The sequence below is a fragment of the Pseudomonas viridiflava genome (assembly GCF_003702045.1).
Taxonomy (GTDB): Bacteria; Pseudomonadota; Gammaproteobacteria; order Pseudomonadales; family Pseudomonadaceae; genus Aquipseudomonas; species Aquipseudomonas viridiflava_C.
In genome coordinates this window covers 57,956-79,574 of record NZ_RBTP01000002.1, presented here as the reverse complement: position 1 = coordinate 79,574, position 21,619 = coordinate 57,956, and the positions used below count along the sequence as shown (strand labels likewise).

The following is a 21,619-nucleotide window of genomic DNA, read 5'->3' as shown; positions in this document are numbered from 1 at the left end:
CTTGAAAGTCCGCCGTCCGGTGTGTCTTGTTATGCGCCGACCATGGTCGGACTTTTGCCGGGTGTCAGCGTGTCGGGTCTGGCAGGTGCGATACCGGCTTCGAACTCGGAGCGGAAGTACTTGATCGCACTGCCCAGCGGCTCGACGGCTCCTGGTGCGTGTGCGCAGAACGTCTTGCCAGGGCCGAGGAAGTTGACCAGGCCCAGCAAGGTTTCGATATCACCTGGCTGACCCTGACCGTTTTCGATGGCGCGCAGCATCTTCACGCTCCACGGCAGGCCGTCGCGGCATGGCGTGCAGAAACCGCAGGATTCCTGGGCAAAGAACTCTTCCATGTTGCGCAGCAGCGAAACCATGTTGACCGAATCGTCGACCGCCATCGCCAGGCCCGTACCCATACGCGTACCCACCTTGGCGATGCCACCGGCGTACATCTGGGCGTCGAGGTGCTCCGGCAACAGGAAACCGGTACCGGCTCCGCCTGGCTGCCAGCACTTGAGCTTGAAGCCGTCGCGCATTCCGCCCGCGTAATCCTCGAACAGCTCACGCGCCTGCACGCCGAATGGGAGTTCCCACAAGCCCGGGTTCTTGACCTTGCCGGAGAAGCCCATCAGCTTGGTGCCGTGATCTTCACTGCCTTCGCGCGCCAGCGACTTGTACCAGTCGTTGCCGTTGTTGACGATGGCAGGCACGTTGCACAGAGTCTCGACGTTGTTTACACAGGTCGGTTTGCCCCAGACACCCACCGCCGCAGGGAAGGGCGGCTTGGAGCGCGGGTTGGCGCGGCGGCCTTCCAGCGAGTTGATCAGTGCGGTTTCTTCACCGCAAATGTAGCGACCCGCGCCGGTGTGCACGAACAGCTCGAAATCGAAGCCGGTGCCCAGGATGTTTTTGCCCAGCAGACCGGCTGCCTTGGCTTCGGCCACGGCACGGTTCAGGTGCCTGGCTGCCGTGACGTATTCGCCACGCAGGAAGATGTAACCGCGGTAGGCTTTCAATGCCTTGGCGCTGATCAGCATCCCCTCGACCAGCAGATGGGGCAGTTGCTCCATCAGCATGCGGTCCTTCCAGGTGTTGGGCTCCATCTCGTCCGCGTTGCACAGCAGGTAACGAATGTTCATGGATTCGTCTTTGGGCATCAGGCCCCACTTCACGCCAGTGGGGAAGCCTGCACCGCCGCGCCCCTTGAGGCCGGAATCCTTGACGGACTGGACGATTTCGTCGGCTGACTGCTGAAGCAGCGCCTTGCGCGCTGCCGCATAGCCGTCTTTGGTCTGGTATTCGTCGAGCCACACAGGCTCGCCGTCATCACGCAGACGCCAGGTCAGCGGATGGGTTTCTGCGGTGCGCGCAATGCGGTTCGCAGGGCCGAAGGACGTGATGGTCATAGGTAACCCTCCAGCATCTTGGCAACGCCAGCAGGCTGTACGTCGCCGAAAGTATCGTCATCGACCATCACGGCCGGGGCCTTGTCGCAGTTGCCCAGGCAGCAGACGGGCAGCAGGGTGAAGCGGCCGTCGTCGGTGGTTTGACCCAGACCGATGCCCAGTGAACTCTTGATCTCGTCGACCACCGATTCGTGGCCGCCGATGAAGCACACCATGCTGTTGCAGACGCGGATGATGTGACGTCCGACCGGCTGACGGAAAATCTGGCTGTAGAACGTGGCAACGCCTTCGACGTCACTGGCAGGAATGCCCAGCAGGTCGCCAATGGCGTAGATGGCGCCGTCCGGCACCCAGCCACGTTCCTTCTGAACGATCTTCAAGGCTTCGATGGACGCCGCGCGCGGGTCCTCGTAGTGATGCATTTCATGCTCGATGGCCGAGCGCTCTGTTTCGCTCAGCGCGAAACGGTCTGTCTGGATAAGCGGGCTGTTCATGCTTAGCGGTCCACGTCGGCCATAACGAAATCGATACTACCCAGGTACGCGATCAAGTCCGCGACCATGCTGCCTTTGATCACCGAAGGGATCTGCTGCAGGTGTGGGAAGCTTGGGGTGCGGATCCGGGTACGGTAGCTCATGGTGCCGCCGTCGCTCGTCAGGTAATAACTGTTGATACCCTTGGTCGCTTCAATCATCTGGAAGGATTCGTTGGCCGGCATGACCGGGCCCCACGAAACCTGCAGGAAGTGGGTGATCAGGGTTTCGATGTGCTGCAAGGTGCGCTCTTTGGGCGGCGGCGTGGTCAGCGGGTGGTCCGCCTTGTATGGGCCAGCCGGCATGTTGCGCATGCACTGGTCGATGATCTTGATGCTTTGGCGCATTTCTTCCACGCGCACCATGCAGCGGTCATAGGCATCGCCGTGTACGGCCAGCGGCACTTCGAACTCGAAGTTCTCGTAGCCCGAATACGGGCGTGCCTTGCGCAGGTCGAAGTCCAGACCCGTGGAGCGCAGGTTCGGGCCGGTAACGCCCCAGTCCAGTGCTTCCTTGGTGTTATAAGCGGCGACGCCGACAGTACGGCCTTTGAGGATGCTGTTCTGCAATGCAGCCTTGGTGTATTCGTCGAGGCGCTTGGGCAGCCAGTCCACGAAGTCCTTGACCAGTTTCTCCCAGCCGCGTGGCAGGTCGTGTGCAACACCACCGATGCGATACCAGGCCGGGTGCAGACGGAAACCGGTGATGGCTTCGATCACCGTGTACGCTTTCTGGCGGTCGGTGAAGGTGAAGAACACCGGTGTCATGGCGCCGACGTCTTGAATGTAGGTGCCCAGGAACAGCAGGTGGCTGGTGATGCGGAAGAACTCGGCCATCATGATACGAATCACGTTGACGCGATCCGGCACGGTAATGCCTGCCAGCTTCTCGACCGAAAGCACGTAGGGCAGGTTGTTCATTACCCCGCCCAGGTAGTCAATGCGGTCGGTGTACGGGATGTAGCTGTGCCAGGACTGGCGCTCGCCCATCTTTTCGGCGCCACGGTGGTGGTAGCCGATGTCTGGAACGCAGTCGACGATTTCTTCACCATCCAGTTGCAGGATGATACGGAAAGCACCGTGGGCCGAAGGGTGGTTCGGGCCCAGGTTGAGGAACATGTAGTCCTCATTCTTGCCGGAGCGCTTCATGCCCCAGGCTTCCGGATTGAAGCGTGCCGCTTCTTCTTCCAACTGTTGCTTGGCCAGCGTCAGGCTATACGGGTCGAACTCAGTCGCACGGGCAGGGAAATCCTTGCGCAGTGGATGACCTTCCCAGGTCGGCGGCATCATGATTCGCGTCAGGTGCGGGTGACCCGGGAAATCGATGCCGAACATGTCCCACACTTCACGCTCGTACCAGTTGGCGTTAGGCCAGATACCGGTAACGGTCGGGACGCTCAGGTCACCTTCCGACAGCGCTACCTTGATCATGACGTCGCTGTTACGTTCGATCGACATCAAGTGGTAGAACACGGTGAAATCGGCACCCGGCAAGCCGCGACGGTGAGTGCGCAGCCGTTCGTCCATACCATGCAGGTCATAAAGCATGGAGTAGGGCTTGGACACCTGACGCAGAAACGTCAGGATCTCAACCAGCCGGGCGCGCTCGACCCATAGCACAGGCATGCCAGTGCGGGTCGGCTGGGCCGTGAAGGCCTCGGCGCCAAAACGGTTGTTCAGTTCAACGACGACGTCTTGGTCGTCTGCCTTGTAAGGCGGGATGTACAGAGCGTTGTCTGCAGTCATAGGTCTCAATCACTTCGGTCAACGTACAGAATCAACCCCGGTTCTTGTCTTTTTTATAAGAAGAACGGGCTGGATCAGACTTCGTCGGGGCTGCGCAGGTTGGTGACCTGAATACGCTGTTCGCGGCGCTGTTCCTTTTGCGACGGCATGTCGGCGCGATAGACGCCTTGATCACCGACGACCCAGGAAAGTGGGCGACGCTCCTGGCCGATGGATTCCTGCAACAGCATCAGGCCTTGCAGGAATGCCTCGGGGCGGGGCGGGCAGCCGGGCACGTAAACATCCACGGGGAGGAATTTGTCCACGCCCTGAACCACAGAGTAGATGTCGTACATGCCACCGGAGTTGGCACAGGCGCCCATCGAGATAACCCACTTCGGCTCAAGCATCTGTTCATAAAGACGCTGGATGATGGGGGCCATCTTCAGGAACGGCGTACCGGCGATTACCATGAAGTCCGCCTGACGTGGCGAAGCCCGGATAACCTCGGCGCCAAAGCGCGCGATATCGTGAGGAGCCGTGAAGGCGGTGGTCATTTCCACGTAGCAGCACGACAGGCCGAAGTTGTAGGGCCACAGGGAGTTCTTACGTCCCCAGTTGACCGCACCGTTCAGCACGTCTTCAAGCTTGCCCATGAAAATATTTTTGTGGACTTGATCTTCTAACGGATCGGAAACGGTTTCCCGTTTGCCGATGGGGTACTGCTCGTTAGGAGCATCCGGGTCGATCCTTGTAAGATTATATTGCATCGCCAAAGCCTCATTGTTTCAGCTTCGCTTGCCGATTACGACGGCCTTCAGGAGCCCAGTCAAGGGCTCCAACCCGCCATAGGTAGACAAGACCTGCCAACAGAATTGCTATGAAAACGAGAGCTTCGACGAATCCGGTCCAGCCGCTTTCGCGGACGGACACAGACCAGGCAAAGAGAAAAAGGGCTTCAATGTCAAAGATCACGAAAAGCATCGCGACCAGATAGAATTTAGCGGAGAGGCGCAGGCGTGCGCTGCCGGTGGGCAGCATGCCGGATTCGAAAGGTTCGTTCTTGCTACGGCCCCAGGCCTTGCTTCCGAGCAGGCTGGAGAGACCGAGCATGAAGGCGCAAAGACCGACAACACCCAAAAGGAAAATGGCGAAGCCCCAGTTGTGGGCAATCAATCCTGTCGATTCGGGCATGCTGGCAGTCCTTGTTAGAGAGCAAAGGTCTCTGTGCTTGATAAAGAGTCGAGGCAGTGACCAAATGTCGCAGTGCGGTCAACGCAATGATTTTATGTGCAAACAGTTGGCAAGTAAATTTTCTACATCAAATTTATTCAACGAATCAATCGGCTATAAGGCCTCGATAGGCCCGTAAGGCCTGCCGGCCGGGCGTTACAGCGCTTTTCAGCGATTATGTATCAACCGCTCGAAATTGAATGAAACGCAATTTGAATGATAATTGATATCATTTGAGTGGTTGGGTTAGTTCAACCTGCCATAGTGACGCCATGACTGGATTAAAAGTTTGCGGGTTTATCGCATTGCGCGCCGGGCCTTACATTGTCCGACATCAATATTTCGCATCCATCAGTGGGAATAAAAAACCGCCCTGATGGGCGGCTTTTTAATCATGCGTCGTGGGTCGGATCAGTGAAACTGTTCTTCTTCAGTTGAGCCGGTCAGTGCCGTGACCGAAGACACACCGCCCTGAATCACGGTGGTCATGTCGTCGAAGTAGCCTGTGCCCACTTCCTGTTGGTGGGCCACGAAGGTGTAGCCTTTGGCCGCGTCAGCGAACTCCTGCTCTTGCAGTTTCACGTAGGCGGTCATGTCGTTACGGGCGTAGTCGTGTGCCAGGTTGAACATGCTGTGCCACATGTTGTGGATGCCCGCCAGCGTAATGAACTGATGCTTGTAGCCCATCGCTGACAGCTCGCGCTGAAATTTCGCGATGGTCGCGTCGTCCAGGTTCTTCTTCCAGTTGAAGGAGGGCGAGCAGTTGTAGGACAGCAACTGGTCCGGGTATTCCTTTTTGATGGCTTCGGCAAACCGGCGTGCTTCATCCAGGTCTGGCTTGGCAGTCTCGCACCAGATCAAATCTGCATAGGGTGCGTAGGCCAGGCCGCGGGAGATCGCCTGATCCAGGCCAGCACGGACTTTGTAGAAACCTTCCGGGGTGCGCTGACCGGTCACGAATTGTTTGTCGTAAGGGTCGCAATCCGAGGTCAGAAGGTCTGCCGCGTTGGCGTCGGTGCGGGCCAGAATGATGGTAGGCACGCCTGCGACGTCGGCAGCCAAGCGGGCGGCTACCAGCTTTTGAATGGCTTCCTGGGTCGGCACCAATACCTTGCCCCCCATATGGCCGCATTTTTTCACGGAAGCCAACTGGTCTTCGAAATGCACACCGGCAGCACCGGCCTCGATCATGCTCTTCATCAGTTCGTAGGCGTTCAGCACACCACCGAAACCGGCTTCTGCGTCAGCCACAATGGGGGCGAAGTAATCGATATAGCCTTCATCGCCGGGATTCTTGCCAGCTTTCCACTGAATCTGGTCGGCACGGCGGAATGAGTTGTTGATGCGTTTGACCACGGTCGGTACGGAGTCGACAGGGTACAGGGACTGATCCGGGTACATGGATTCAGCAGAGTTGTTGTCGGCGGCCACCTGCCAGCCCGAGAGGTAGATCGCCTGAATGCCTGCCTTGACTTGTTGAACCGCCTGACCGCCCGTCAGGGCCCCCATGCAGTTGACGAAGTCCTTGTCCGGCCGGAAAGAAGGCTTGGCACCTTGCGTGACCAGATTCCACAGCTTGTCAGCGCCCATTTTTGCGAGGGTGTGTTCCGGTTGAACCGAGCCACGCAAGCGGACCACATCTGCGGCGGAATAAGTACGGGTCACCTGTTTCCAGCGCGGATTTTCAGCCCAGTCTTTTTCGAGAGCCGCTATTTGTTGTTCGCGTGTCAGTGCCATGAAGATAAACCTCTAGAAGTAGGTCTTGTTGGAAAGTCCTGCTCCGCCAAAACGCCCTGTTTATCGAAGGCACGGTAAATGGCTGCTCGCTGATACGAGACCTTGCATTAGGCCGCGGTTTTAAAGGATTACGATGGATGAACGATGGCTCAAGGGAAGAGCAGGTACCGGACATGACTCAGTCAAGTGGACAGTCTGGCTCGTGGATGCCGTTGTGCGTCACCAAAAGCCTTGCCGGGTTACCGTTTACGCTTCCGTCCCTCGGGACAACTTCGTTCCAGTCGCAACCTCGTCAAACTGCCTTGTGGGCGGTGCGGACACGAACCGGCTCTAGTGGGTGAGTCAGAGCGGCGATTCGAAGGCTTTTCAGGGCCTCTGATCAGCGGGAGCGAGGCAATCATGCCTCGCGATTTTTGACCCGTCAAACGTTTTGTAGTGCTTTTTATAAATCACTACATATCTGCTTGGAAGCGACTGGCTGGTCATTAAAAGCCCCGCAGGTATTGGGTTTCAGGCATGCGCAGGCTATTCGAGGGTTTGCACCATAACGCGCAGTACCATGTCATCTCGACCCTGGGTCGAATAGCGCTGAGCAGCACCGTTCTGGTCGGCCATCGATTGGTCGCTGCTGCTGGCCAGTGTGATCCATTCACCCAGCCGACCGCTGACCTGGCTGTCGGTACTTTGTACCTTGATGGCGTCTGGGCGTTCCTGACTCATCCGGTCGCGATTGGTGCTGATGTTCAGGTGCACGTTGTCGCCTGTGACGCTGGCGGTCACGTAGAAGCCTTGGGTCACGTTGCGGTATTCGGTGTTGCTCTGCGCATAACCGTAGGAATCGGTCGATGAGGTGGTCAGCGGCACGCTTTGACCGACCTGGATCAGCGCAGGCGTGCCTTCGCTGGCTTGAATCTGCTGCACGCCACCTTCGCGGCTGACGGTGCCGTAGTTGATGACCCGAGACCCGTTAGCGCTGCGGGAGGCGTTTTCGCTGGTGTCTACGCTGATGAGAAGCCTCTTGGGTGCAGTGTCGAGCTGTGAAATCAGCGTGCGAAGTTCTTCGATTTTGCGCGATTCTGCGTTAATGACCAGCTGATTTCCGTAGGCAGTGACTGTGCCATCCTGACCCAGGAATGACTTGGCAACAGGCAGCAGGTCCGCGCTGGTTCGATAATTGAGCGGTACGATTTCTGTGGCTGCCAGTGTGCAGGCGCTGAAGACAATCAACAGTGAGGCGAGCAGGGTACGTCCTGACATGTCCAATCTCCGCATAAATGAAACAGAAGTGCGTGAAACACGAGTTTGCCATGTTGTCGGCCTGTGGCGGACAAGCTGAACGGCCAGGTAGCAAAACGCCCCGACATTTGTACTCAAGCATAGTCATGCGGAGCGTAATGACGGGGCGTCATGTTTATGTAGTGCCTTTAAAGGCCCCTACATAGCGTTATTTCAGACTTGGCGAATCATGTCCACATGGGGCAATCCGGCCTCAAGGAACTCCTCGCTTACTACGGTAAAGCCAAAACGCTCATAAAACGCGATGGCCTGAACCTGAGCGCTGAGTTTCTGCTTTTTCAGGCCGCGTTTCTCGGCCTCGGCGATGATCATCGTCAGCAATGCCTCCCCGACCTTCATGCCGCGCCAGTCTTTGAGGACCGACAGACGACCAATTTCACCATCCAGAAGCAGGCGGGCAGTGCCGATTGGGTAGTCGCCTTCATAAGCCAGGAAGTGGACGGCATCCATGTCCTCCGAATCCCATTCCAGTTCAGGCGGTACCGATTGTTCGGCAATGAAGACGGCGTCCCGAATACGCCGGATATCGGCGTTGTTCTTCTGCCAGTCTGCAACGGATACGGTGGTTTTATTCATCGGCAAATCCCAGGCTTCCTTGTTTTACGAGTTCGCAAAGCAAATTGCGTCCCTCATCATCGGCCAACCATTGGCCGAGGTTTTCACTGTGCAGTGCATCGGCGGCGCAGATCAGTTTCAGCAGATCGCGCAGACTGCCGGGCAGCAGGCGGCTTTGGCCACTGGCAAACAGTAGCAGATCATCATCCACTTCCGACCAGGCAAGACGTGCGCTCGGGTTGCGAATCAGCACCGCGCCCTGTCCCAGGCTGTCGAGCAATTCTTCTTCAGCCAGTTCCGGGCCGGTCACCAGTTCCGGGTAGCGTGGCTCGGTCATGAACTGGCCGAACCAGGTCAGCAGCAGGCGTTCATCGCCCATGTGCTCAGCAAGCAGGGCCTTGAGGCGGTCGAGTGCGTCGCGCTGGATCTGGTGTGGATCGCTGACCGGCTGCGCGTCGGCGTCGGTGTAGCGCTCTTCGTCAGTGATGAACTGGCTGAGGAAATCGGTGAAGTGGGTCAACACCTCGGCTGCGCTCGGTGCGCGGAAACCCACCGAGTAAGTCAGGCAGTCATCCACGGCCACGCCGCAATGGGCAAGGCGAGGCGGCAGGTAAAGCATGTCGCCCGGCTCCAGGGTCCATTCTTCAGTCGCCTCGAAATCGGCAAGGATGCGCAGGTCCGCGTGTTCCAGCAGCGCTGTATCGGCGTCGCACATCTGGCCGATCTGCCAGTGGCGCTTGCCGTGGCCCTGCAGCAGGAACACGTCATAGTTGTCGAAGTGCGGGCCAACGCTTCCGCCCGGAGCGGCATAGCTGATCATCACATCGTCGATGCGCCAGCTTGGCAGAAAGCGGAAATTTTCCAGCAGTTCTCCCACTTCCGGCACGAACTGATCGACCGCCTGGACCAGTAGGGTCCACTCACGCTCGGGCAGCTTGCTGAATTCGTCTTCGGCGAACGGGCCGCGACGCAGCTCCCAGGGGCGCTCGCCGTTTTCGATGACCAGTCTCGACTCGACCTCTTCTTCAAGGGCCAGGCCAGCCAGCTCGTCTGCGTCGATCGGGCTCTGGAAGTCTGGCAAAGCCTGACGGATCAGCAGTGGCTTTTTCTGCCAGTAGTCACGCAGGAAAACGCGTGCGCTGATGCCGCCCAGAAGTTGAAGAGGAATATCAGGATTCATGTGTAAGCCCTTGAAATGAAAACGCCCGGCACAGCCGGGCGTGTGCAAATTGTCTTGCGTGTCAGATGCGCTTGGCTTGAGCTGCCGCATTGCCGACGTAGTTGGCGGGGGTAAGCGTTTTCAGATCGGCCTTCGCTTCGGCAGGCATGTCCAGACCGTCGATGAAAGTCTGCAACGCTTCGGGGCTGATGCCTTTGCCGCGTGTCAGTTCTTTCAGCTTTTCGTATGGATTTTCGATGTTGTAGCGACGCATGACGGTCTGGATGGGCTCCGCCAGTACTTCCCAGCAGGCGTCCAGATCGGCCGCGATACGTTGTTCGTTCAGCTCCAGTTTGCCGATGCCTTTGAGGCTGGCTTCGTACGCGATGACGCTGTGGGCAAAACCAACGCCCAGGTTGCGCAGTACAGTGGAGTCGGTCAGGTCGCGCTGCCAGCGGGAGATTGGCAGTTTGCTGGCCAGGTGCTGGAACAGGGCGTTGGCGATGCCCAGATTGCCTTCGGAGTTTTCGAAGTCGATCGGGTTGACCTTGTGCGGCATGGTCGACGAACCAATCTCGCCCGCGATGGTGCGCTGCTTGAAATAACCCAGGGAGATGTAGCCCCAGATGTCGCGGTCAAAGTCGATCAGAATGGTGTTGAAGCGCGCAACGGCGTCGAACAGCTCGGCGATGTAGTCGTGCGGCTCGATCTGGGTGGTATAGGGGTTGAAGCCCAGGCCCAGCTCGTCCTCGATGAAAGCGCGAGCGTTGGCTTCCCAGTCGACGTCGGCATAGGCGGACAGGTGAGCGTTGTAGTTGCCGACGGCGCCGTTGATCTTGCCCAGCAGCGGTACGGCCGCGATCTGAATGATCTGACGTTCCAGTCGGTAAACAACGTTGGCCAGTTCCTTGCCCAGAGTGGTCGGGGAGGCTGGCTGGCCGTGGGTACGCGACAGCATGGGCACGTCGGCGAAGCGAATGGCCAGTTCACGGATGGAATCGGCGATCTGGCGCATCAGCGGCAACATCACCGTGTCGCGACCTTCGCGCAGCATCAGGGCATGGGACAGGTTGTTGATGTCCTCGCTGGTGCAGGCGAAATGGATGAACTCACTGACCTTTTCCAGTTCGGGGAGCTTGGCAGCCTGTTCCTTGAGCAGGTACTCCACGGCTTTGACGTCGTGGTTGGTGGTGCGCTCGATCTCTTTGACGCGCTCGGCGTGCTCTAAGGAGAAGTCTTCGGCCAGGGTGTCGAGGATGGCGTTGGCCTGTGCGGAAAATGCCGGCACCTCAGTGATCTGTGGATGGGCCGCCAGTCGCTGGAGCCAGCGGACCTCAACCATCACGCGAAAACGGATCAGGCCGTATTCGCTGAAAATAGGGCGCAAGGCCTGGGTTTTGCCGGCGTAGCGGCCATCAACAGGGGAAACCGCGGTGAGCGAAGAAAGCTGCATGGGGTGCTCTCGGACAGTCGGGCAACGAAAAGGGGCGCGTATCATACACGAAAAATCAGTCCGACCGAGGCGCACTGACCAGCGTAGATCACACCGTGCCTGTGGTGGTGAGGGTCATTGCTGCGCAACGGATCAGCCGTGCAGCAATGGATAGAGTTCTTTCAATAGCTTGCGCCGATTGAAGACCAGTTGCCAGCGGTGACCGCCAACTTGCCGCCACAGCCGCGCCGAGCGTATGCCGGCCAATAGCAGTGCGCGGATTTTCGAGGCGTTGTTAGGTTGCTGCAGGTTGCGCATGTCGCCGTGGACCTGAATGCGCTGGCGCAACGTGCTCAACGTGTCCTGATACAGCGCGCCGGTCGCGGCAATGACATTCTCGTGCGGCACGCCAAAATGTTCGGCCTGAGACTGAATCACCGGAATGCGTTTGCCGATCACTTCCAGCATGTCGTCACGTTTGGCCAGTTGTCGCTCCAGACCGAGCATCGACAGGGCATAGCGCAGTGGTTCGCGTTGCAGCGTTGCAGGATCGCGCTCCAGAGCACTGGCCATAGCGCGATAGCCCTCGTGCAGGTTCAGATCATCGCCGCCGTACACCTCCAGGGTGTCCTTGGGGTCAACGATCAGCAGGCTGCCGATCATGCAGCTCATTGCTGCTTCGCTGACCTGGCCGGTCTTGGCAATCCTGTCGACCAGTACGGCCGCCTGGAATACGCCACCCAGGGCGATCAATTGTTCCTGAATCGGGGTCATCAACGCTTGTCCTTGCTGGTCCAGGGTTCGGCCACTTCTATCACGCCGCCGCCCAGGCAGATTTCGCCATCGTAAAACACCACGGACTGACCGGGTGTGACTGCGCGCTGCGGTTCATCGAAAATGGCGCGGTAGCCGTCGGCGGTCTTTTCCAGCGTGCAATGCTGGTCACCCTGACGATAACGAACCTTGGCGGTCAGTTTGCGCGGGCCGCTGAGGTCGATGGGGTTGACCCAGTAGATCTCTGAAGAAACCAGTGCCCGGGAGAACAGCCACGGATGATCGTTGCCTTGGCCGACGATCAGTTCGTTGTGTTCCAGGTCTTTGACCAATACATACCAGGGATCATCGCTTGCGTCTTTGAGGCCGCCGATGCCCAGGCCCTGGCGCTGACCGATGGTGTGGTACATCAGGCCGCTGTGGCGACCGATGACTTCACCTTCGGTCGTTTTGATTTCGCCGGGTTGGGCGGGGAGGTACTGACGCAGAAAGTCAGTGAAGCGCCGCTCACCAATGAAACAGATCCCCGTGGAATCCTTTTTCTTGGCTGTCGCCAGGCCATGCTTCTCAGCGATGGCGCGCACTTCAGGCTTTTCCAGCTCACCGACCGGGAACAGCGTTCTGGCGATCTGCTCGCCGCCCACGGCATGCAGGAAATAGCTCTGGTCCTTGTTCGGGTCCAGTCCTTTGAGCAGTTCCGTGCGCCCCTCGATGTCGCGGCGACGTACGTAGTGGCCGGTGGCGATCAGGTCGGCACCCAGCATCAGGGCGTAGTCGAGAAACGCCTTGAACTTGATTTCGCGGTTGCAGAGGATGTCCGGGTTCGGGGTGCGCCCGGCTTTGTATTCTTCCAGGAAATGTTCGAACACATTGTCCCAGTACTCGGCCGCAAAGTTGGCTGTGTGCAATTTGATGCCGATCTTGTCGCACACGGCCTGGGCGTCCGCCAGGTCTTCGCGGGCGGTGCAATATTCCGTTCCGTCGTCTTCTTCCCAGTTCTTCATGAACAAGCCTTCCACCTGATAACCCTGCTCCATGAGCAGGACGGCGGAAACGGAAGAGTCCACGCCACCGGACATGCCGACGATGACGCGCTTCATTTCTGAGTTCGAGGGGGCTGGATCACGCATGGGGATTCAATGGGTGGCCTTGAAAAGGACGCGATTCTATCAGGCTGAGGGCGTCGAGTCTCACGCCTTGTCGCGCAGCAGGTCGAGACTGAAATGTTCGGCGTTCAAATAATCGTCGAGGCAACGCAACACCAGTTCGCTGCGCCAGCGGTCCTGTTCGGCCAGTAATTGCTCTCGTGTCAGCCATACCGGGCCTACGATGCCTTCGTCGAGCGCGTAGTCGGGATGGTGGCGCAATCTCTTGGCGGCGAAACAGATGCGCTGATACGTCACGCCATTGCTGGGTGCGGTGTACAGGTAGATCCCTGTCACACTGGTCAGCTCGACGTCCCACCCGGTTTCTTCGAGTGTTTCGCGAATGGCCGCACGCTGCAGGCTTTCATTGGGGTCCAGATGTCCGGCGGGCTGGTTGAGCACCTTGCGTCCGCCCTTGAGTTCTTCGACGAACAGGAAGCGTCCCTGATCCTCGACGATGGTGGCGACTGTCACGTGAGCTTGCCAGTCCATAAAGGCTCCTTGAAGGGAAGTGGTCTATCACTGAAAGCAAAAAGCCCCGACGCGTGGCCGGGGCTTTTACAGGGTAGCGCCATGAGGCGCTGCCCATTTGCCTCTTACAACGCGGCGATGGCTGCGTTCAAGGTTGCGCTCGGGCGCATGGCTTTGCTGGTCTTCTCGGCGTTGGCGTAGTAGTAGCCGCCAATTTCAACCGGCTTGCCTTGAACGGCACCCAGTTCGGCGACGATTTTTTCTTCGTTGTCGGTCAGGGTCTTCGCCAGAGGCGCGAACTGCGCCTTCAGGGCTGCGTCGTCGTTCTGTGCCGCCAGTGCCTGTGCCCAGAACAGGGTCAGGTAGAAGTGGCTGCCGCGGTTGTCGATGCCGCCGACTTTGCGCGAAGGCGACTTGTTGCGGTCCAGGAACTCGCCAGTGGCCTGGTCGAGGGTCTTGGACAGAACAAGCGCTTTCGGGTTGTTGTAGGCATTGCCCAGGTGCTCAAGGGAGGCCGCCAGTGCGAGGAACTCGCCCAGCGAATCCCAGCGCAGGAAGTTTTCTTCCACGAACTGCTGAACGTGCTTCGGTGCCGAACCGCCAGCGCCGGTTTCGAACAGGCCGCCACCATTCATCAGCGGAACGATCGACAGCATCTTGGCGCTGGTGCCCAGTTCCATGATCGGGAACAGGTCGGTCAGGTAGTCGCGCAATACGTTACCGGTCACCGAAATGGTGTCCTTGCCAGCGCGAGTGCGCTCCAGGGTCAGCTTCATGGCGTCGACCGGCGACAGAATCTGGATGTCCAGACCGGTGGTGTCGTGATCGCGCAGGTACTGACGCACTTTCTCGATCATCACGCTGTCGTGCGCACGGGAAGCGTCCAGCCAGAAAATGGCCGGGGTATCGCTGGCCCGTGCACGGTTGACGGCCAGTTTGACCCAGTCCTGGATCGGCGCGTCTTTGGCCTGGCACATGCGCCAGATATCGCCCGTCTCGACTTTCTGCTCCATCAGCAGGTTGCCCTGGCTGTCGGTCACGCGGACTACGCCGTCGCTCTTGATCTGGAAGGTCTTGTCGTGAGAGCCGTATTCTTCGGCTTTCTGAGCCATCAGGCCGACGTTGGGCACGCTGCCCATTGTGGTCGGATCGAAGGCACCATTCTTCTTGCAGTCTTCGATTACTGCCTGATAGATGGTGGCGTAGCAGCGGTCCGGAATCACGGCCTTGGCGTCGTGCAGCTGGCCATCGGTGCCCCACATCTTGCCGGAGTCACGGATCATGGCAGGCATGGAGGCGTCGACGATCACGTCGCTTGGCACGTGCAGGTTGGTGATGCCCTTGTCAGAGTTGACCATCGCCAGTTGCGGGCGCACGGCGTAGACGGCCTCGATGTCAGCCTTGATTTCGGCCTGCTTGTCGGCAGGCAGGGCGCTGATACGGTCGTACAGGTCGCCGATACCGTTGTTCAGGTTGAAGCCGATCTGTTTCAGTGTTTCGGCGTGCTTGGTCAGCGCGTCTTTATAGAACTCATCGACGATCAGGCCGAACATGATCGGATCGGAGATCTTCATCATGGTGGCTTTCAAGTGCACGGAGAACAGGACGCCTTGCTTCTTGGCATCTTCGATCTCGGCAGCAATGAAGCTGCGCAACGCTTTTGCGCTCATGACCGAGCAATCGACGATTTCACCCGCCTTGACGGCGGTTTTTTCCTTCAGGACGGTGGTGGTGCCGTCTTGAGCGACCAGTTCGATTTTGACGGTGTTGTCGGCTTCGATCTGGGCAGCTTTCTCGCTGCCGTAGAAGTCACCGTTGCTCATGTGGGCAACGTGGGCTTTAGAGTCGGCCGACCAGGTACCCATCTTGTGGGGGTGCTTGCGGGCGTAGTTCTTGACCGACAGCGGCGCGCGGCGGTCAGAGTTGCCTTCGCGCAGAACCGGGTTCACGGCGCTGCCCTTGACCTTGTCATAGCGTGCACGGGTTTCTTTTTCGGCGTCGGTTGCCGGCGCTTCAGGGTAGTCGGGGATCTTGAAACCCTGCTCCTGAAGCTCCTTGATGGTCGCTTTCAATTGCGGGACCGAAGCACTGATGTTCGGCAGTTTGATGATGTTGGCTTCTGGCGTAGTGGCCAGTTTGCCCAGCTCGGCGAGATGATCCGGCACTTGTTGATCGGCGCCAAGCGACTCCGGGAAGCTGGAAAGAACACGGCCTGCCAGGGAGATATCACGCGTTTCCACGTCGATATCGGAGGAGGCGGTGAACGCTTCGATAATGGGCAGCAGCGAGTAGGTGGCGAGGGCCGGAGCTTCGTCGGTGAAGGTGTAGATGATCTTCGAGCGGTTGGACATTCGTATTAACTCTCTGTTTTGCTGAGCATGCACAAAATCTCGATACGCGCAGGGTATGCACTCTGCTCACAGTTCAGTCATGAGCCTGGGTCGAGGTTTATTCGCGGTGATGTTGGGTGCATCAGTCGAGCGTCAAGCTGCCGGGCCGAGCTTCAGTCCGGCGCATTCGGAAGGCTGAGAGGTCTGTTTCAGACGGGTCTGCCTTAATGACTCTGCGGTCACGGCGCGCAGTATATCAAACCCTTGGCGCCAAGCATTAATGCTATGCGTGCTATCGAATAATGAATATTCGCCGTTGGTCGAACGAAATCGCTTTGGGTCAATGTTTTCAGGCATTTGCTGGAGCGTCTGTCATCTGCTCCGGTTACGGGCGTCAGTGGTGGGAGGCATAGGCTCGCTGAACGACGTCTTGCGCAGAGGTCAAATCTGTATGTATGGCTGTGTCCGGTGCGCTGGCTGTGTTTGGAAAGGTCGGGCCAATCCGGGATCGTCGATCCTGTCGGCTGAGATGATGTTGCTTCAGAGGGGGCAGGTCGAATCAGCTGACTTGATCATCAAGGGCACCAACGGCGCAATCTCCGCTAAAACGGTGACCTATGACTTTCAGCATTTGATATAGAGGGAGCAAGGTTGCTGTCCTCTTCAGCAGTCGGCGATGCGCTGATTGCGCATGTGTAAACCCTGTCCAGCTATCCAGAACGGTCGGTTCAGGCGTGCCCGAACCGGCCGTATCCTATGGCTGGCGTTTGTGGTGGTTCGCCTTAGGCTGGCACATTTGAAGCTTTCGGGGTCGCATTCGAACCCTCAGTCGCGGCACTGACACTCGCCATGACTGTGGTTATGTTCACTGCATGCAGACCTTTCGGACCCTGGATAATCTCAAAGCTGACCGGCTGGCCTGCTTTGAGAGTTTTGTAACCATCCATGTTAATAGCCGAATAATGGGCGAATAGATCTTCATCCCTGCCGTCGGCAAGGATAAATCCATAGCCTTTTGCATTATTGAACCACTTGACTTTACCACTAAGCATAGCCATATCCCTCTGCAAAGGACTCCGTCTGGAGTATCATCCACCTCAATCCGCCTAACCTAAAAAATTTTGATTGACTGCGCGGACCCTTTTTACCCAATGTGGGCTCTATTGTTTGTAACACCGTTTAGCTGATAGTCAAGGTCATGCGGCAGTCCATTTAAAAACTGGTCAGATCGCGACTTAGGCTCAATCCGCCCTTTACCATGAACGTTTCTTTCCATGCATGCATTCAGCAAGATTCGACTAACATTCAATCAGGATGGTCCGCAATCACACGAGGACGACTCGGCTGGCATCGCAGTGCAGGACGCCAAGCCGACCCTGCAGGCGCCACCGATGTACAAGGTGGTTTTATTTAACGATGACTACACCCCGATGGATTTCGTCGTTGAAGTGCTCGAGGTGTTTTTTAACCTGAATCGTGAGCTGGCTACCAAGGTCATGCTGGCCGTCCATACAGAGGGACGGGCAGTCTGCGGATTGTTTACCCGCGACATCGCCGAGACCAAGGCAATGCAGGTCAATCAATACGCCAGGGAGAGCCAGCATCCACTACTCTGTGAGATCGAGAAGGACGGTTAAACGCCGACCACTTGGGTATGAGGTGAAGCTATGTTAAACCGTGAGCTCGAAGTCACCCTCAATCTTGCCTTCAAGGAGGCTCGTTCGAAGCGTCATGAGTTCATGACGGTCGAGCACCTCTTGCTGGCTCTATTGGATAATGAGGCTGCAGCCACTGTCTTGCGTGCCTGCGGCGCAAACCTCGATAAGCTCAAGCATGATCTGCAGGAGTTTATCGACTCCACCACACCACTGATCCCCGTTCATGACGAGGATCGCGAGACTCAGCCCACGCTGGGGTTTCAGCGCGTGCTGCAACGCGCAGTCTTCCATGTACAGAGCTCCGGCAAGCGTGAAGTGACCGGTGCCAATGTGCTGGTTGCGATTTTCAGTGAGCAGGAAAGCCAGGCTGTGTTTCTGCTCAAGCAGCAGAGCGTTGCCCGGATCGATGTCGTCAATTACATCGCCCACGGTATCTCGAAAGTACCAGGGCATGGCGAACACTCTTCTGAAGGTGAGCAAGATATGCAGGACGACGAGGGTGGTGAAGCATCTTCCTCTGGCAATCCTCTGGATGCCTATGCCAGCAATCTGAATGAATTGGCGCGTCAGGGGCGCATCGATCCATTGGTCGGCCGTGAAAGCGAAGTCGAGCGTGTCGCGCAGATTCTGGCGCGTCGTCGCAAAAACAACCCGTTACTGGTCGGTGAGGCGGGCGTCGGCAAGACAGCAATCGCCGAGGGTCTGGCCAAGCGTATCGTCGACAATCAGGTCCCTGATCTGCTGGCGAACAGCGTTGTCTACTCCCTGGACCTGGGCGCACTGCTTGCAGGAACCAAGTACCGGGGCGATTTCGAGAAGCGCTTCAAGGCGCTGCTCAACGAACTGCGCAAGCGCCCTCATGCGATTCTGTTCATCGACGAGATCCACACCATTATCGGTGCGGGCGCCGCCTCCGGCGGGGTCATGGACGCCTCGAATCTGCTCAAGCCGCTGCTGTCTTCGGGCGATATCCGTTGCATCGGTTCGACCACCTTCCAGGAATTTCGCGGGATCTTCGAGAAGGACCGTGCGTTGGCGCGTCGCTTCCAGAAAGTCGACGTGTCCGAGCCTTCGGTCGAAGACACCATTGGCATTCTGAGAGGGCTCAAGGGCCGTTTCGAGCAACACCACAGTATCGAATACAGCGACGAGGCGTTGCGCGCCGCAGCCGAGCTTGCATCGCGTTACATCAATGACCGTCACATGCCTGACAAGGCGATCGATGTGATCGACGAGGCGGGTGCCTATCAGCGCCTGCAGCCGGTCGAGCAGCGTGTCAAGCGCATCGATGTGCCGCAAGTCGAAGACATTGTCGCCAAGATCGCGCGTATTCCCCCAAAACACGTCAACAGTTCCGATAAGGAGTTGCTGCGTAATCTGGAGCGCGACCTCAAGCTCACGGTGTTTGGTCAGGATGCAGCGATTGATTCGCTGTCCACCGCGATCAAGCTGTCCCGGGCTGGCCTCAAGTCGCCGGACAAGCCTGTCGGTTCGTTCCTGTTCGCAGGTCCGACCGGTGTTGGCAAAACCGAAGCGGCTCGTCAATTGGCCAAGGCGCTGGGTGTCGAGCTGATTCGCTTCGACATGTCCGAGTACATGGAGCGGCATACCGTTTCACGTCTCATCGGCGCACCGCCAGGCTACGTCGGGTTCGATCAGGGCGGCTTGCTGACCGAGGCCATTACACGCCAGCCTCATTGCGTGTTGCTGCTCGACGAAATCGAGAAGGCGCACCCGGAAGTCTTCAATCTGCTGCTGCAGGTAATGGACCACGGTACGCTGACCGACAACAACGGGCGCAAGGCTGACTTCCGCAACGTGATTGTGATCATGACCACCAACGCCGGTGCCGAATCCGCTGCAAGGGCTTCGATCGGGTTCACGCATCAGGATCACTCTTCCGATGCGATGGAGGTGATCAAGAAGAGTTTCACGCCGGAGTTCCGCAACCGTCTGGACACGATCATCCAGTTTGGCCGTCTCAGCCACGAAGTCATCAAGAGTGTGGTCGACAAGTTCCTTACCGAGCTTCAGGCGCAACTGGAAGACAAGCGTGTTCTGCTCGAAGTCTCCGACGCGGCCAGAAGCTGGCTGGCGCAGGGTGGTTACGATGCAGCGATGGGCGCTCGGCCGATGGCTCGCCTGATTCAGGACAAGATCAAGCGGCCATTGGCCGAAGAGATCCTGTTCGGTGAATTGTCTGAGCATGGCGGTGTGGTTCACATCGACATCAAGGATGGCGAGATCACGTTCGACTATGAAACCACAGCCGAAATGGCGTGATGGAGTAGTGGGGCGGCGTCCGGAAACGGACGTTGCCCTGAACATGCTTGAGCTGTCTGTGATCGATAGAAACAAAAACGCCCGGCATATGCCGGGCGTTTTCGTTTATGCCTGATCAGCGAGCGCGGTAGGTGATGCGCCCTTTGCTCAAGTCATAGGGCGTCAACTCTACACGCACCTTGTCACCGGTCAGAATACGGATGTAATTCTTGCGCATCTTGCCGGAGATATGCGCGGTTACGACGTGCCCGTTTTCCAACTCCACACGAAACATGGTGTTGGGCAGGGTGTCGACGACAGTGCCTTCCATTTCGAAGCTGTCTTCTTTCGACATGCAGTAAAGCCCTCGGTATACAAATGAGTGGCCCGGTGCAAGTGGCGCCAGGCAAAAGCGGCGTGCATTGTGCCCGAAAAAACCTGTTTAAGCCAAGGGGTTCAATACAGAGTGACCCATCTTTGATTGGTAAGAAGCTCAATCGGACGATATTGGGTCTTGTAATTCATCTTTTTGCAGTTCTTTATCCAGTACCCCAGATACACCGCATGGAGTTGAAGTCGAGTGGCTTCGGCGATCTGCCACAGAATCGCGTAACGCCCCAGGCTGCGGCGCTCCTCTTCCGGTTCGTAGAAGGTATAGACCGCAGACAGTCCGTTGGGCAGCAGGTCGGTGACGGCGACCGCCAGAAGGCGCCCATCGACTCTGAACTCATAAAAGCGTGAGAACGGCAGGTCGCGTACCAGGAACGTTGAAAATTGATCGCGGCTGGGCGGGAACATGTCGCCGTCGGCATGCCGTTGTTCGATGTAGCGTTGATAGAGCTCGAAATACTCTTGTGTAAATGTCGGCTTGACGCTGCGTACGTTGATATCGGCATTGCGTTTCACAATTCGCTTCTGTTGCCTGTCGGGCACGAACAGACTCACGGGAATCCGTGCCGGCACACAGGCGCTGCAGTTCTGGCAGTGAGGGCGGTAAAGGTGATCGCCGCTACGACGAAAGCCCATGTCCGACAGGTCGGCATAGACCTGCACATCCATCGGTTGGCTGGGGTCCAGAAACAGCGTAGTCGCCTGTTCTTCAGGCAGATAACTGCAGGTATGGGGTTGAGTGGCATAAAACTTAAGCCGCGCCAGCTCGGTCATGATCGCCCCCTTGTCAGAAAACCTTTAATCATGAGTGTATGCCAGCCTGTCAAACTCGCCTAGGTAACCAGTCTGCGTTAGTCGGGTGATCCAGATGACGGTTCAAATAATCGGCAAATGCCTGGCGCGGTATCGAGCATGCGCCGAAGCTTTCCAGGTGGCGGGTGGGCATCTGGCAGTCGATCAGCACAAAGCCCCAGGCCTGCAAGCGCTCCACCAGCGTGGCAAAGCCTACCTTGGAGGCGTCGTCTGCGCGGCTGAACATGGACTCGCCAAAAAACAACTGCCCCATCGCCAGGCCGTAGAGGCCGCCCACCAGGGCATCGTCCTCCCAGACCTCGACGCTGTGCGCGTGACCGCGTCGATGCAGTTCCAGGTAAGCCTCCTGCATGGAGCGGGTGATCCAGGTTTCATTGGCATAACTGCGCGGTTCGGCACAGGCTTGTATGACGGCCGCGAAGTCCTGATCGAACGTCACCCTGTACTTGGCCCGGCGCAAGGTTTTGCCGAGGCTGCGTGAGACGTGCAACTCTTCGGGCAGCAACACGGTACGTGGGTCGGGAGACCACCAGAGGATCGGTTGACCGTCCTGAAACCAGGGGAAGCAGCCATGCCGGTAAGCGCGAATCAGACGGTCGGCAGACAAATCGCCGCCTGCCGCGAGCAATCCGTTGGGCTCGCGAAGTGCTTTGTCCAGGGGTGGGAAATCGAGGCTGTTGCGTTGTAACCAGGTCAGCATGGGCATCACGACTTTGCGG

General features: G+C 57.9%; 20 protein-coding genes and 1 pseudogene. 3 read left to right on the top strand and 18 right to left on the bottom strand.

The window, feature by feature from the left end; all coding sequences use genetic code 11:
- Positions 1-29: 29 nt before the first annotated feature.
- From nuoF to ALP40_RS00330, 14 genes are all read right to left on the bottom strand, one after another.
- Positions 30-1,388, bottom strand: a complete 1,359-nt coding sequence (nuoF, locus tag ALP40_RS00395) for an NADH-quinone oxidoreductase subunit NuoF (RefSeq protein ID WP_122206356.1) — start codon at positions 1,386-1,388, stop codon at positions 30-32.
- The gene (gene nuoE / locus ALP40_RS00390) at positions 1,385-1,882 is read right to left on the bottom strand and encodes an NADH-quinone oxidoreductase subunit NuoE (RefSeq protein ID WP_122206355.1); all 498 of its coding nucleotides are present in this window, start codon (positions 1,880-1,882) and stop codon (positions 1,385-1,387) included. The genes nuoF and nuoE overlap by 4 nt, the downstream gene beginning before the upstream one ends.
- 2 nt (positions 1,883-1,884) lie before the next feature.
- Positions 1,885-3,666, bottom strand: a complete 1,782-nt coding sequence (gene nuoC, locus ALP40_RS00385; RefSeq protein ID WP_122206354.1) for an NADH-quinone oxidoreductase subunit C/D — start codon at positions 3,664-3,666, stop codon at positions 1,885-1,887.
- Positions 3,667-3,740: 74 nt separating this feature from the next.
- On the bottom strand, positions 3,741-4,415 hold the full coding sequence (locus ALP40_RS00380; protein ID WP_004884656.1) for an NADH-quinone oxidoreductase subunit B family protein: 675 nt from the start codon (positions 4,413-4,415) through the stop codon (positions 3,741-3,743).
- Positions 4,416-4,425: 10 nt separating this feature from the next.
- Positions 4,426-4,839: an NADH-quinone oxidoreductase subunit A gene (locus tag ALP40_RS00375; protein ID WP_002554011.1), complete on the bottom strand. Its 414-nt coding sequence runs from the start codon at positions 4,837-4,839 to the stop codon at positions 4,426-4,428.
- 450 nt (positions 4,840-5,289) lie between these two features.
- Positions 5,290-6,615 (bottom strand): isocitrate lyase, encoded by a 1,326-nt coding sequence (aceA, locus tag ALP40_RS00370; protein WP_122206353.1) that lies wholly within the window; start codon positions 6,613-6,615, stop codon positions 5,290-5,292.
- Positions 6,616-7,140: 525 nt separating this feature from the next.
- On the bottom strand, positions 7,141-7,872 hold the full coding sequence (locus ALP40_RS00365) for a secretin N-terminal domain-containing protein (RefSeq protein ID WP_122206352.1): 732 nt from the start codon (positions 7,870-7,872) through the stop codon (positions 7,141-7,143).
- A 192-nt stretch (positions 7,873-8,064) separates the two neighbouring features.
- Positions 8,065-8,487: a GNAT family N-acetyltransferase gene (locus ALP40_RS00360; RefSeq protein WP_122206351.1), complete on the bottom strand. Its 423-nt coding sequence runs from the start codon at positions 8,485-8,487 to the stop codon at positions 8,065-8,067.
- A complete protein-coding gene (locus ALP40_RS00355; protein ID WP_122206350.1) occupies positions 8,480-9,646 on the bottom strand; it encodes a cupin domain-containing protein in 1,167 nt (388 codons plus the stop codon). The genes ALP40_RS00360 and ALP40_RS00355 overlap by 8 nt, the downstream gene beginning before the upstream one ends.
- Positions 9,647-9,707: 61 nt before the next feature.
- Positions 9,708-11,078 (bottom strand): adenylosuccinate lyase, encoded by a 1,371-nt coding sequence (gene purB / locus ALP40_RS00350; protein ID WP_122206349.1) that lies wholly within the window; start codon positions 11,076-11,078, stop codon positions 9,708-9,710.
- 132 nt (positions 11,079-11,210) lie between these two features.
- A complete protein-coding gene (gene hflD / locus ALP40_RS00345; protein WP_122206348.1) occupies positions 11,211-11,831 on the bottom strand; it encodes a high frequency lysogenization protein HflD in 621 nt (206 codons plus the stop codon).
- The gene (gene mnmA, locus ALP40_RS00340) at positions 11,831-12,961 is read right to left on the bottom strand and encodes a tRNA 2-thiouridine(34) synthase MnmA (RefSeq protein WP_122206347.1); all 1,131 of its coding nucleotides are present in this window, start codon (positions 12,959-12,961) and stop codon (positions 11,831-11,833) included. The genes hflD and mnmA overlap by 1 nt, the downstream gene beginning before the upstream one ends.
- 60 nt (positions 12,962-13,021) lie before the next feature.
- Positions 13,022-13,468, bottom strand: coding sequence for an NUDIX hydrolase (locus tag ALP40_RS00335; RefSeq protein ID WP_122206346.1), 447 nt, complete (start codon positions 13,466-13,468; stop codon positions 13,022-13,024).
- A 104-nt stretch (positions 13,469-13,572) separates the two neighbouring features.
- The gene (locus ALP40_RS00330) at positions 13,573-15,798 is read right to left on the bottom strand and encodes an NADP-dependent isocitrate dehydrogenase (protein WP_122206345.1); all 2,226 of its coding nucleotides are present in this window, start codon (positions 15,796-15,798) and stop codon (positions 13,573-13,575) included.
- Between the two features lie 472 nt (positions 15,799-16,270).
- Here ALP40_RS00330 and ALP40_RS25925 point away from each other — a divergent pair.
- Positions 16,271-16,476: pseudogene (locus tag ALP40_RS25925) on the top strand (NADP-dependent isocitrate dehydrogenase); the annotation flags it as partial.
- An 83-nt stretch (positions 16,477-16,559) separates the two neighbouring features.
- Here ALP40_RS25925 and cspD read toward each other — a convergent pair.
- Complete coding sequence (cspD, locus tag ALP40_RS00320) at positions 16,560-16,829, bottom strand: cold shock domain-containing protein CspD (protein WP_122206370.1); 270 nt, start codon at positions 16,827-16,829, stop codon at positions 16,560-16,562.
- Between the two features lie 222 nt (positions 16,830-17,051).
- On the opposite strand from cspD, the gene clpS reads away from it, so the two are divergent.
- Positions 17,052-17,414 (top strand): ATP-dependent Clp protease adapter ClpS, encoded by a 363-nt coding sequence (gene clpS / locus ALP40_RS00315; protein ID WP_004884680.1) that lies wholly within the window; start codon positions 17,052-17,054, stop codon positions 17,412-17,414.
- A 30-nt stretch (positions 17,415-17,444) separates the two neighbouring features.
- The gene (gene clpA / locus ALP40_RS00310; protein ID WP_122206344.1) at positions 17,445-19,718 is read left to right on the top strand and encodes an ATP-dependent Clp protease ATP-binding subunit ClpA; all 2,274 of its coding nucleotides are present in this window, start codon (positions 17,445-17,447) and stop codon (positions 19,716-19,718) included.
- Positions 19,719-19,833: 115 nt separating this feature from the next.
- Here clpA and infA read toward each other — a convergent pair whose 3' ends face one another.
- From infA to aat, 3 genes are all read right to left on the bottom strand, one after another.
- On the bottom strand, positions 19,834-20,052 hold the full coding sequence (gene infA / locus ALP40_RS00305) for a translation initiation factor IF-1 (protein WP_002553999.1): 219 nt from the start codon (positions 20,050-20,052) through the stop codon (positions 19,834-19,836).
- 101 nt (positions 20,053-20,153) lie between these two features.
- Entirely contained in the window at positions 20,154-20,861 is a 708-nt protein-coding gene (locus ALP40_RS00300; RefSeq protein WP_122206343.1) for an arginyltransferase, read from the bottom strand.
- 49 nt (positions 20,862-20,910) lie between these two features.
- The gene (aat, locus tag ALP40_RS00295; protein ID WP_122206369.1) at positions 20,911-21,600 is read right to left on the bottom strand and encodes a leucyl/phenylalanyl-tRNA--protein transferase; all 690 of its coding nucleotides are present in this window, start codon (positions 21,598-21,600) and stop codon (positions 20,911-20,913) included.
- Between the last annotated feature and the right edge of the window lie 19 nt (positions 21,601-21,619).

Bases quoted from the DNA above. Each gene is read 5' to 3' on its own strand.
- nuoC (WP_122206354.1), bottom strand. From the start codon at position 3,666: ATGACTGCAGACAACGCTCTGTACATCCCGCCTTACAAGGCAGACGAC.
- purB (WP_122206349.1), bottom strand. From the start codon at position 11,078: ATGCAGCTTTCTTCGCTCACCGCGGTTTCCCCTGTTGATGGCCGCTAC.
- ALP40_RS00360 (WP_122206351.1), bottom strand. From the start codon at position 8,487: ATGAATAAAACCACCGTATCCGTTGCAGACTGGCAGAAGAACAACGCC.
- cspD (WP_122206370.1), bottom strand. From the start codon at position 16,829: ATGCTTAGTGGTAAAGTCAAGTGGTTCAATAATGCAAAAGGCTATGGA.
- aceA (WP_122206353.1), bottom strand. From the start codon at position 6,615: ATGGCACTGACACGCGAACAACAAATAGCGGCTCTCGAAAAAGACTGG.
- ALP40_RS00375 (WP_002554011.1), bottom strand. From the start codon at position 4,839: ATGCCCGAATCGACAGGATTGATTGCCCACAACTGGGGCTTCGCCATT.
- clpS (WP_004884680.1), top strand. From the start codon at position 17,052: ATGCATGCATTCAGCAAGATTCGACTAACATTCAATCAGGATGGTCCG.
- ALP40_RS00300 (WP_122206343.1), bottom strand. From the start codon at position 20,861: ATGACCGAGCTGGCGCGGCTTAAGTTTTATGCCACTCAACCCCATACC.
- ALP40_RS00365 (WP_122206352.1), bottom strand. From the start codon at position 7,872: ATGTCAGGACGTACCCTGCTCGCCTCACTGTTGATTGTCTTCAGCGCC.
- aat (WP_122206369.1), bottom strand. From the start codon at position 21,600: ATGCTGACCTGGTTACAACGCAACAGCCTCGATTTCCCACCCCTGGAC.
- ALP40_RS00380 (WP_004884656.1), bottom strand. From the start codon at position 4,415: ATGCAATATAATCTTACAAGGATCGACCCGGATGCTCCTAACGAGCAG.
- ALP40_RS00355 (WP_122206350.1), bottom strand. From the start codon at position 9,646: ATGAATCCTGATATTCCTCTTCAACTTCTGGGCGGCATCAGCGCACGC.
- infA (WP_002553999.1), bottom strand. From the start codon at position 20,052: ATGTCGAAAGAAGACAGCTTCGAAATGGAAGGCACTGTCGTCGACACC.
- nuoF (WP_122206356.1), bottom strand. From the start codon at position 1,388: ATGACCATCACGTCCTTCGGCCCTGCGAACCGCATTGCGCGCACCGCA.
- nuoE (WP_122206355.1), bottom strand. From the start codon at position 1,882: ATGAACAGCCCGCTTATCCAGACAGACCGTTTCGCGCTGAGCGAAACA.
- hflD (WP_122206348.1), bottom strand. From the start codon at position 11,831: ATGACCCCGATTCAGGAACAATTGATCGCCCTGGGTGGCGTATTCCAG.
- mnmA (WP_122206347.1), bottom strand. From the start codon at position 12,961: ATGCGTGATCCAGCCCCCTCGAACTCAGAAATGAAGCGCGTCATCGTC.
- clpA (WP_122206344.1), top strand. From the start codon at position 17,445: ATGTTAAACCGTGAGCTCGAAGTCACCCTCAATCTTGCCTTCAAGGAG.
- ALP40_RS00335 (WP_122206346.1), bottom strand. From the start codon at position 13,468: ATGGACTGGCAAGCTCACGTGACAGTCGCCACCATCGTCGAGGATCAG.
- ALP40_RS00330 (WP_122206345.1), bottom strand. From the start codon at position 15,798: ATGTCCAACCGCTCGAAGATCATCTACACCTTCACCGACGAAGCTCCG.